This window comes from Shewanella electrica, from assembly GCF_022321485.1.
GTDB classification, from domain to species: Bacteria; Pseudomonadota; Gammaproteobacteria; order Enterobacterales; family Shewanellaceae; genus Shewanella; species Shewanella electrica.
Window position 1 is genome coordinate 1 of the sequence record NZ_JAKOGG010000769.1, and the last position, 235, is coordinate 235.

Below are 235 nucleotides of genomic sequence, written 5' to 3' on the forward strand. Positions count from 1 at the left end.
TTGGATTCCATTGCTGATAAGTTCGTTGATGAGATTGTTGTAGTACTGTAATCCTTTGGGATTGACGGGTCCTCTGCCATTTGGTAACAATCTTGACCATGAAATCGAAAATCTATAGGCATCAAGCCCTGTTTCCAGCATTAGCTGCACATCTTCCTTGTACTTGTGGTACCCATCACAGGCTACATCTCCATTTTCTCCATGGGCATATCCAGCGTAGGCAAAGGTGTCCCAG

The 235-nt window shown here is 44.7% G+C and carries 1 protein-coding gene; it reads right to left on the reverse strand.

What is annotated here, in order from left to right:
* The coding region (locus L9G74_RS24665; protein ID WP_238899080.1) for a family 1 glycosylhydrolase at positions 1 to 235 on the reverse strand (235 nt) is incomplete at both ends.